At 52.5% G+C, this 9517-nt stretch carries 10 protein-coding genes; 4 read left to right on the top strand and 6 right to left on the bottom strand.

Annotated elements, in window-relative coordinates:
• Positions 1–34: 34 nt before the first annotated feature.
• The 5 genes from IGR76_15350 to IGR76_15330 all read right to left on the bottom strand — a co-directional run bounded on the left by IGR76_15350 (position 35) and on the right by IGR76_15330 (position 5656).
• A complete protein-coding gene (locus IGR76_15350) occupies positions 35–1135 on the bottom strand; it encodes a DUF1016 family protein (GenBank protein MBF2079849.1) in 1101 nt (366 codons plus the stop codon).
• Complete coding sequence (locus IGR76_15345) at positions 1132–2463, bottom strand: restriction endonuclease subunit S (GenBank protein ID MBF2079848.1); 1332 nt, start codon at positions 2461–2463, stop codon at positions 1132–1134. The genes IGR76_15350 and IGR76_15345 overlap by 4 nt, the downstream gene beginning before the upstream one ends.
• Before the next feature lie 36 nt (positions 2464–2499).
• Positions 2500–2925, bottom strand: coding sequence for a PIN domain-containing protein (locus tag IGR76_15340; protein ID MBF2079847.1), 426 nt, complete (start codon positions 2923–2925; stop codon positions 2500–2502).
• Entirely contained in the window at positions 2912–3172 is a 261-nt protein-coding gene (locus IGR76_15335) for a DUF2281 domain-containing protein (GenBank protein ID MBF2079846.1), read from the bottom strand. The genes IGR76_15340 and IGR76_15335 overlap by 14 nt, the downstream gene beginning before the upstream one ends.
• Positions 3173–3244: 72 nt before the next feature.
• A complete protein-coding gene (locus IGR76_15330) occupies positions 3245–5656 on the bottom strand; it encodes a type I restriction-modification system subunit M (protein MBF2079845.1) in 2412 nt (803 codons plus the stop codon).
• A gap of 369 nt (positions 5657–6025) precedes the next feature.
• Between IGR76_15330 and IGR76_15325 the strand changes: the two genes are divergently transcribed.
• Both IGR76_15325 and IGR76_15320 read left to right on the top strand, forming a co-directional pair.
• Positions 6026–6436, top strand: a complete 411-nt coding sequence (locus IGR76_15325) for a hypothetical protein (GenBank protein ID MBF2079844.1) — start codon at positions 6026–6028, stop codon at positions 6434–6436.
• A complete protein-coding gene (locus IGR76_15320) occupies positions 6429–6860 on the top strand; it encodes an HNH endonuclease (protein ID MBF2079843.1) in 432 nt (143 codons plus the stop codon). Before IGR76_15325 ends, IGR76_15320 begins: the two co-directional genes overlap by 8 nt.
• A gap of 158 nt (positions 6861–7018) precedes the next feature.
• On the opposite strand, the gene IGR76_15315 is transcribed toward IGR76_15320, so the two are convergent.
• Entirely contained in the window at positions 7019–8299 is a 1281-nt protein-coding gene (locus IGR76_15315) for a hypothetical protein (protein MBF2079842.1), read from the bottom strand.
• Between the two features lie 176 nt (positions 8300–8475).
• Here IGR76_15315 and IGR76_15310 point away from each other — a divergent pair, with 176 nt between their 5' ends.
• Positions 8476–8667, top strand: a complete 192-nt coding sequence (locus IGR76_15310; protein MBF2079841.1) for a hypothetical protein — start codon at positions 8476–8478, stop codon at positions 8665–8667.
• A 9-nt stretch (positions 8668–8676) separates the two neighbouring features.
• Positions 8677–9306 carry a Uma2 family endonuclease gene (locus IGR76_15305; protein MBF2079840.1) on the top strand — a complete coding sequence of 210 codons (630 nt, stop codon included), beginning with the start codon at positions 8677–8679 and terminating at the stop codon, positions 9304–9306.
• Positions 9307–9517 lie beyond the last annotated feature (211 nt).

The raw sequence follows: 9517 nt of genomic DNA, 5'->3' as shown, positions 1-9517 counted from the left end.
GTGAGTTTGGTTTCGAGGCTGGCGATTTCGGTCTTTATGGTTTTGCTTCGGGCTTTGTTGGGGGATTGGTTTGAGCGGTTGGATTCTCTTTTTCTGGATTTTCGATGGCCTGGGCGGCTTCTTGAAGCTGGCGTTGGAGTTCTGCTTTGCTGGGGAGGTAGAGCTGATATTGGGAGGCGAAGATGTTGGTGTCTTTGGGTAGGGTGAGTTCGACGAGGGCGTCTTTTTTGCGTTTGCAGAGGACGATGCCGATCGTGGGGTTTTCGTCGGGGGTTTTGACGAATCGATCGAAGTAGTTGACGTACATTTGCATTTGGCCGAGGTCTTGGTGGGTGAGTTTGTCGAGTTTGAGGTCGATGAGGACGTAGCAGCGGAGGAGGCGGTTGTAGAAGACGAGATCGATGTAGAAGTGGTCTTCCTCGAAGCTGAAGCGTTTTTGGCGGGACTCGAAGAGGAAGCCTTTGCCGAGTTCGAGGAGGAATTGTTCGAGTTTGTCGATGATGGCGGTTTCGAGGTCGTTTTCGGAGTAGGTGGGGCGTTGTTCGAGGTTGAGGAATTCGAGGATGTAGGGATCTTTGATGGCGTCGCGGGGGGCGGTGATGAGTTGGCCTTCGGTGGCAAGGCGTTTGATTTCGGCTTGGTCGCGGCTGAGGGCGAGACGATCGTAGAGGGCGGCGTTGATTTGGCGATCGAGTTCGCGGACGGACCATTGATTGGCGGCGGCTTCGATTTCGTAGAAGCGGCGTTCGTCGGGGTTGGAGAGCCAAATTAAGATTTGGTAGTGTGTCCAACTCAGGCGAAATTTTTGGCTCAGTTGAGTGAGGGGCAGACGATCGGGCAATTCGTCAGTCACTGCCTGACGAATCTCTGGATAGGCTTGATAGAACTGCCGAAAGTTTTTGAGATTGGTGGGTGAACAGCCGGGAATACCAGATGTCTTGAGGTTTTCCGATAGTTTGACGAGTAGGCGGCTACCGTACTGAGCATGGTCTTTGCCTTTTTGCTCGAACTCGACGATGTAGTAGCCGAATAACCAGTTACGAACGACGAGAGCGGAGTTAACGGCCTGGGTGGCTTGCTGTTGGCAGGATTGATGGGCTTCGGTGAGCGTCTGCACCAGGGCTTCAAAGTTCATGATTGGGCCTCCTCGACTAGTCGGATGCGCCCGGTGAGTAACTCGTGCATCATGCCTTGTTTGAGTTGGCGGGTTTTAGTGAGTTTTCTCTCGATCGACCCGATTTCAAGATCCATGTCGGAGAGGATAGCAGCGATCGCTTGTTGTTCTTGCTCGGATGGTGGCAATGCAACAAGAAACGCTTTGACAATTTCACCGCTAAAATTAGGCTGTCCACCTTGGGTGTACGTTTTTATATAGAAATCTTTCCGAAGACGCAGATATTGAAATAAATATTCAGAACATTTTCCCAGCGGTTTAATTGCAAGTATTGCCTGATTGATTGCTCCTGAAACTTCTGTTATTGCACTTACGCCAGCAGTCGCACCATACAAAGCAATAAGAAGTGTACCTGCTTCAACCATTTTTGCTGAAGAATTGGCTAAACCATTTGATGAAATTCTACCTTTGACACTTTTAATTCTTATTTCATTGAGATCACTAGATGTTATCCACGGAATACGACCGCCATAATAGTTGGGATTAGAAGTGCTTGGTGTTCCACCAGAAAAACATATACAAAAATCACCAATTTGCTGAATCCCCCAATCCTCAGGAATCATCCCAATCTCACTCTGCTTATAGCCCTTCCCATCACCAAACCCCGGCAATCGCCGCTTGCCCGTCAGCAGCTCCTGCATCGCCCCTTGCTTAATCTGGCGCTTTTTGGCGAGGAGTTGCTCTAGGGATTCGAGCAGGGCATCGGTGTCGCTGAGGGCTTGGGCGATTTTGGTTTGTTCGGCGATCGGAGGGTGGGGTATACGCAGTTCTTTAAAATATCCTAACCCTATTGTTTTGATAGTATTACCTACAGCGATTCGTTCAAATTCTGATTTTTTGAACTGAAGCCAGTAATAAAGAAAAAAATTCTTGAGTGTTTCTCCACATTGCCAAGCCATAAAATGCTGGCTGACCGCCATATCCTGTGCCATTACGCTACTTTTTCCAACACCTGCATCACGCGATAGAACAACAGTACCTTTTGGGTGTAAAACGGCGGATGAATTCGCAATACCTGCTTTTGTAACTTTGTCAGCAGTATCAAAAATATAGGGCTTATCCAATCGCTCTGAGTCCTTGAGGGAGATCCACTTGATATCCCCATTCCAATACTCTGGATGTTGCTTATTAGGTGTATGGCCACTACCTCTTTGAGTAACTTTGTCTAGCACAACGGCTTCCCAATCCTCAGGAATCACCCCAACCTCAGTCTGCTTATACCCCGGAGGAATTTGAGAATGGGGAATGGAGAATTGAGAATCCGTCATTGATGTTCGATCGTTTTTCATAGCTCACCTGCCAAATCCCACAACAACTCCACCTCCTCACAGCCCATCCATCACCAAAAGATTCTCAAACGGAACCCTCTGCTTCCAGCGGTAAGCCTTAAAATCCCGCTCATCCACCGAAAAAATACGCCCCGAATCTAGCTCCTCCGCCAAAACCACCAGCGAAGCATCCGCAAGATCCATCGGCAAATCCGCATACTTCTGCATCAACGTCGCAATTTGCCCAACATGCCGCTCCTCCAAATTGAACAGCTCAAACAACCCGGCCTCAAGGCTCTCAACAAACCTAACCTGAGCCTCACAACCCTTTCGACTCAACAACAAATGACAAGTCTCCGTCACCACACACCAAGTCGTAATCAGCGGCTCATCATATCGCTGAAGTGCACGCTTAGCCCTCTCGTGATAAGCATCACGCCGATCCGCCAGCGCCAACCAAAACCCCGTATCAACGATGATCATACTTAGCCTCCAACGACTCAGCCAACACAGACTTATAGCTCACCGACAAATGCTCCTCCACATCGCAACAGCCAATTAACCCAACCTGCTCAAACTTCTCAAAATTACTCTGCTTCTCCTCCCCAGCTCCATCTGCCCCCTCCGTGGAATAGCGTCGCTTCAGCAGATCCACAAAATCAACCAGCAAACTCTGCGCCTCCTGGGGCAACGCCTCAATATCCCGCTGTAACTGAGCTATCTGAATCATCGAGCTTCTCCTAACACAACGACAGGTCTGCATCCACCATAACCAACCTCTTCCTCAATTCGTCTCAACCGCTCATAACTCAAACCCCATCTTCGCCAAATGCCCCGCCACCCTGGCCTCCAGCTCCGTCACCCGCGCCGTCAGCTCCGGCAACGCCACCCCATACCGCCCCGCCAAAACCTTCACCCGCGCCGCCAATCCCTGACTCACCCGCTCCATCTCCCCCGCAACCTCCGCCCCAATCCGCGCCAACCACTTATCCTCCACCACCAACCGCTGAATCTCCGCCACCGTCAGCTCAGGATATTTCCCATAGGCCAACCGATCGAGCGCCTCCTCCGCCTCCTTCACTGCCTTCTTCAGCTTCGTCTGCCGATCGGACAACTTCACCCATTCCTGCAAAACCTTCACCTCTGCCTTCGCCGCCGCATCGCCCCCCATAGACGCCTTAGCCTCCTTCAGCCGCGCCTTCACCGCCGCCCCATTCACCTTCTCCAGCTCACCAAACGCCCCCTCTTCCCCACCATGCTCCTCTTCTAGCTCCGCCATCTGGGCGATCGCCCCCTCCAGTTCCGCCTGCTGCGCCGCGATCGCCGCCTGCTCCGCCGCAAAATACCGCGCCACAACCAGCGCCTTCGGCACCAAATCACAGGCCCAACCCTTATCCACCTCCTTACCCTTCTTATTCACCTCCACAATCCGGTACGTCTGCGCCACCCAGCCATCCGCCGCAATCAAATAGCAATCATCCTGCATCACCTCAGCCCAGTAATCCATCAGATGCTGATACACGTCATAGCGATCGACCAAATCCTTGCCGACATAGTGCTCCAGCAAATCCTCCGATAGCTTACTGATGACTTCCTTGGGATGACACCCTGCCTCTAACCCCTTCAACAACTGCTCACTGCGCGATCGCCAATCCTCAAACAGCGCCCCCATCTCCCGCGAAAACGCCACAAACTCCGGATGGGCCAAAATCGTCGCCTTAATCGCCTCCGGCTCCACCGCCAAATCCACATACCCCGCACGATTTGGCCGAAACAACGCATCCTTTAATTTGGGACAAACCTGCCAATAGCGATCCAGTGCATCCACATCGGCGATCGGAATCCCCCCCTGCAAATGCCCCGCAATATCCTGCACATCCTCCGCCTGCGCCCCATCGATATAACGCGGAATATTCAAATTAAACTCATTGCGCTCAATCTCATCCAGCGACACCATCCGCGAGTATCCAGCAATTTTCAACTGATTCGTAAACACATCCACAATCTTGTGAATATCGCGATCCCTCAGCCGATTCTTATTGCCATCCTTCATGAACCCCGCACTGGCATCCACCATGAAAATGCCATCCCGTTCCTCCGCATTCGCCTTATCAATCACCACAATGCAAGCCGGAATCCCCGTCCCATAAAACAAGTTGGCAGGCAACCCAATAATCCCCTTGATATAACCCCGCTGAATCAAATTCCGGCGAATCTCTGCCTCCGCATTCCCCCGAAACAACACCCCATGGGGCAAAATGCAGGCCCCCTTACCCGTACTCTTGAGCGATCGCACAATATGCAGCAAATAGGCATAGTCCCCCTGCTTCTCCGGCGGGGTGCCATAGGGCTTGAAGCGATCGTAGGGGTCATTCTCCGTCGAAACCCCATTCACCCAACGCTTATCGCTAAACGGCGGATTCGCCACCACATAATCAAACGTCTTCAGCGTCCCCTCCTCCGTCAGAAACAGCGGATTGGCCAAAGTATTCCCCTGCTTTACCTCCGCCTCCGGGTTGTTGTGCAGAATCATATTCATCCGCGCCAAACCCGATGTCGTCGCATCCTTCTCCTGGCCATACAGCGACACCTTCGTCGTCGCCTCATCCGCCACCTTCAGCAACAGCGACCCCGAGCCACAGGTCGGGTCATACACCGTCGTACTCGGACTCGTCTCGGCTTCCCGAATCCCCAAAATCTGCGCCATGATTCGACTCACTTCCGCAGGCGTATAAAACTGCCCCTTGCTCTTGCCGCTCTCCGTCGCGAAGTGGCGCATCAAATACTCATAGGCATCCCCCAGGATGTCATCCCCATCGGCCCGATTCTTACTAAAATCCAGCTCCTTCCGCTCAAAAATCCCAATCAGATTCGTCAGCCGCTCGCTCAATTCCTTGCCGCTACCGAGCTTGTTAGCGTCGTTGAAATCCGGTACATCTGACAGCTTATTCGCCACTGCCAACGGCCCAATAATCTTTTTATTGATGTCGTCACCAATGTTCGTCGTCCCCTTCAGCTTCACCATATCGGCAAAGCTCGCCCCCGCCGGAATCGTAATCGGCGCAAAGGGCTGGCCCGCATACTTATCACTCACGTACTTTACGAACAACATCACCAATACATAATCCTTGTACTGGCTAGCATCCATACCGCCCCGCAGCTCATCGCAGCTCGCCCAGAGGGAGCTATACAATTCCGATTTCTTCAGGGCCATAACCGTTCGATTGTAATGGGATAAGTCGTTGAGCCAATTGAGCCAATTCGCTCCTTGGGAAACCAGGCTGCACGATCGGTCGAGACTCCACCGCCAGCATAGTGCCAAAGGGAAACGCTGAGGCCGTCCGATATCTTACATCAATCTAAATAAAGCAAACCCCACCACATCAGACAGCAACACGGACACCGACAACACCAACGACACGGACAACACGGACACGGACGACGCGGCGGAATTCCCCTTTATCCCAAGATTGGCAGGTTTAGCGAAGACTGGGGGGAAATCCCGATCGATGGGTGACGCTATAATACAGGCAGATCGCGGGAATCTTTGCGACTAAGGATATAACTCAAGGAGTGTCACTCAATGACCTCGGTTCAAATCACGTCTCAAGTGAATATCGGATTGGATCAGTTGCTGAGTGGTGTGGCTCAGTTGGAGACGGCTGATTTGGAGCAGTTTGTGGGGCAGGTGAATTTGCTGTTGGCGCAACGGCGAGGGCCGAATTTGCCCCAGCGGGAAACGGAGTTGTTAGAGCAGATTAATCGGGGTTTGCCGGAGCCGATTCAGCAACGCTATGATGCGCTACAAATTAAGCTGCATGAAGAATCGATTCTGCCGGAGGAGCATCAAGAGTTGCTGGGGTTGATTGACACTGTGGAACAGGCCAGTGCCGATCGGTTACAAGCCTTGATTGAGTTAGCGCAACTGCGGCAAATTTCGTTGGATGCGTTAATGCATCAATTGCAGATTCATCATCCGCCAGTTTATGCCTAGACGCTACATTACAGTTTCGGAGCAGCAGCAGATTATTGCCAGGGCAGGCAGGCGTTGTGAGTATTGCAAGAGCACGATTGACTATACGCCGCAGTCTTTTGCCTGTGAGCATATCCTTCCAATTGCGGAGGGTGGTGAAACAGATTTGGAGAATCTGGCGTTAGCCTGTGGGGGCTGCAATGGGCACAAGCATACGAAAATCCAGGCGATCGATCCGATGGGCCAAGCTATTGTGCCCCTGTTTCATCCCCGTCAGCAGGTTTGGCGTGAGCATTTTACTTGGAGTCTCGATGCGTTGCGGGTGATTGGAATTACGGCGACGGGAAGAGCGACGGTGAATGCACTGAAGCTGAATCGGGCTGGGGTGGTGAATCTGCGGAAGCTGTTGATTATGGCGGGGTTACATCCACCAGATGCAGAATGAGCCAGTGATGATGCTAGTCGCAGGAAGCATGGATTGATCACCATGCTAACAGTAGGGACAACGCGGACGACACGGACGCGGACACGGGGGAATTCCCTTTAATTTAGCTCTTTATTTGCCGCCCTGTCCGCGTTGTGGTCCCTGTGGTCCGTGCTGCATCACTCATCCTCGTCGGTATCCAGGTAATACTTCGCGACTTTACTCCGGCCCTGCGGTGCAATCTTGCTGAGGAATACGCGACCATCTTCATCCGGCGTCGATAACTCATCCAACACGGCTTCCAGCACTGCGGGTTCCAGTAATTCACATATCCGATAATTCACCTGGAGCTGACGTACACTGATCGGCTTGCTCAGTCGGCGTTGAACGAAGAATTTCATGATGATGTCCCGATCGCGCTTTTTCTCCGGTTCTGGCCGCACGATCGACGGTGACGCCACGGGTTGCGCGGACCACATCGGCCCGTCTTGCACTACGACAAAATCACTGCCAGACAGCGCTTTGGGCCGTGTTGTCAGGGCTTGCAACTCAGCACACAGATGATCGCTGGGGTCGAGCTGCGGCACATCATATTCCGGCACTGCCGCCCACTGGCCATAGGCCGAATGAAACATCAAACAGCCAACGGGCGATCGCTCATAATCTGCCGCTTTGGGTAATGCCTCCAAACTCCGAATCGATGCCTTCACGCTCTCCGCATGTTCCTGCGTTTCCAGCCGCTCGATCGCCATCACATCAAAGGCACTGCGATTGCCGCCACTCATGCCCAAATCAGACACCAAGGGGCTTTGGGTTAAGGCCCACAGATACCGTCGATCGGTCTCACCACTGCTGCCCTCGACCAGCATTTGCGGGATTAGTTGCGACTTGTACCACTTCGGCTGCATCGCTTGAATCTTGACCAGTTCATCCACGATTAATAGCGTTGGTCGATGCGCCTGCGATCGCCATTGCATGAAGAACTTGGTCAACTCTGTTGCGACGGTCTCATCATCCTTTGGGTAGTCTTCCAAGTTGATACCGAGGAAGCGATCGGCCTGTTGCCAGTAGCCCAGTTCGGTGGGGGCCGGTTTCGGCTGCAAGACCCAGACAGTGACGCCATGGATGCGTTTGGCATGGGCGAGGGCATGGCTGATGATGATGCCTTTACCCACACGGGGCCGGGCGGTGACGATCGTGGGTTTGAGGCTATGGGCAAGAGAAAGGGCAATGTCGCCTAGTTGAATATTTTGGATTTGGGGATGGCGTTGCAACGGGGACGCATTCGCTGCAGTGTCGCCTTTTGCTCCGTGTTGTAAGGGGGCCAAAACTTCCGGGTTGGCGCAGAGTTCGATCGCGGTGGGGGTTGATTCCAGACTGTCCTGGAGTTGGGGGCAGGCGTTGATTAACGTGGTGAGGATGGCCCGATCGTTGTCCGCCAAGGTGCGGTGATGGTTCATGAGGTTATGCTCCAAAACTATGGACAGGTGCTTTGAAATTCACAACTTGAAGGGAGCGACGGCGTGTCTGATTGCTGAAAGTGATGCTAACATCTTTAAGGCATACTAACCGATGCAGTTAAGATGTAATATGCGGGGAAGTGCTAATCAGCAGTAGCATAGGAGCAAAGTTCTCGATGATAGAAATGAAGCGAATTACGGTCACTCTCCCGGACCAAACTGCTGCCGCACTTGAAGACTGGGCCGCACAACAAGGCCGACCAACTGCTAACCTTGCTGCTTTTTTGATCGAGCAAGGCATCATTCAGGCGCGGGAAAAAGGGCTATACCGCAGTTCTGATTCAAATCAAACCACTCAGGCCAAATAAGGAGGGGGTATGACTATCGCAGCCGATAGACCGCTACAGCAAAAACCTCTACACTTCGAGGAATTTCTTGCCCAATATGGGGACGACAAGCGCTATGAATTGATTGATGGTGAGGTATTTGATTTGGAACCGACTGGCCCACACGAAGAAGTCGCCGCCTTCATCGATCGCAAGCTCAATGTCCAGATTGATGCCACTAACCTCCCCTGGTTCGTGCTGCAACGCGGGTTACTACGCCCATCAGATACCGAAATGACTGCCTTTCGACCGGATATTGCCGTCGTCGATCGCACGGCATTAGTCAACGAACCACTATGGCCCACACAATCCATCCTGACCCAAGGGACTTCGATTAAGCTCGTGGCAGAAGTCGTCAGCAGCAACTGGCAAAACGACTACGCACGGAAATTTGAAGATTACGCCGCATTAGGTATTCCAGAATATTGGATTGCCGATTATGCGGCATTAGGTGGCCAAATGTTTCTGGGGCGGCCAAAACAGCCAACATTGACCATCTGCCAACTGAGCAAAAGTGGCATCTACGAAAAACAAATCCTCAGGGGGGCGGAGCCAATTGTCTCTCTCACTTTTCCGAACCTCCAGCTCACCGCTGCTCAAGTCCTCAATGCGGGTCAATAAGCGACACACAACACAACTAGCCAGACATCCATCCATGAGTAGAGCATAATCGCCGCCGAAATCTATCCCCTGAGACGCCCCCAAATTCACCTACCTATGCTGCTTCAAGCACGCTTCTTCCACTCCGCATACTCGTTGTGACATGCTCCCGACGCCGACCGCTTAGGCAGTACGGCGCGGGCTTCTCCTCTGGGTTGCCCCAGATTCGCGT

It is taken from the genome of Synechococcales cyanobacterium T60_A2020_003, from assembly GCA_015272205.1.
In the GTDB taxonomy this organism is placed as follows: domain Bacteria; phylum Cyanobacteriota; class Cyanobacteriia; order RECH01; family RECH01; genus JACYMB01.
The sequence above is the reverse complement of the archived record's forward strand: the minus strand, read 5'-3'. Positions and strand labels throughout refer to the sequence as shown.

Coding starts and splice junctions, on each gene's coding strand:
- IGR76_15350 (MBF2079849.1), bottom strand. CDS start 1,135: ATGAACTTTGAAGCCCTGGTGCAGACGCTCACCGAAGCCCATCAATCC.
- IGR76_15345 (MBF2079848.1), bottom strand. CDS start 2,463: ATGAAAAACGATCGAACATCAATGACGGATTCTCAATTCTCCATTCCC.
- IGR76_15340 (MBF2079847.1), bottom strand. CDS start 2,925: ATGATCATCGTTGATACGGGGTTTTGGTTGGCGCTGGCGGATCGGCGT.
- IGR76_15335 (MBF2079846.1), bottom strand. CDS start 3,172: ATGATTCAGATAGCTCAGTTACAGCGGGATATTGAGGCGTTGCCCCAG.
- IGR76_15330 (MBF2079845.1), bottom strand. CDS start 5,656: ATGGCCCTGAAGAAATCGGAATTGTATAGCTCCCTCTGGGCGAGCTGC.
- IGR76_15325 (MBF2079844.1), top strand. CDS start 6,026: ATGACCTCGGTTCAAATCACGTCTCAAGTGAATATCGGATTGGATCAG.
- IGR76_15320 (MBF2079843.1), top strand. CDS start 6,429: ATGCCTAGACGCTACATTACAGTTTCGGAGCAGCAGCAGATTATTGCC.
- IGR76_15315 (MBF2079842.1), bottom strand. CDS start 8,299: ATGAACCATCACCGCACCTTGGCGGACAACGATCGGGCCATCCTCACC.
- IGR76_15310 (MBF2079841.1), top strand. CDS start 8,476: ATGATAGAAATGAAGCGAATTACGGTCACTCTCCCGGACCAAACTGCT.
- IGR76_15305 (MBF2079840.1), top strand. CDS start 8,677: ATGACTATCGCAGCCGATAGACCGCTACAGCAAAAACCTCTACACTTC.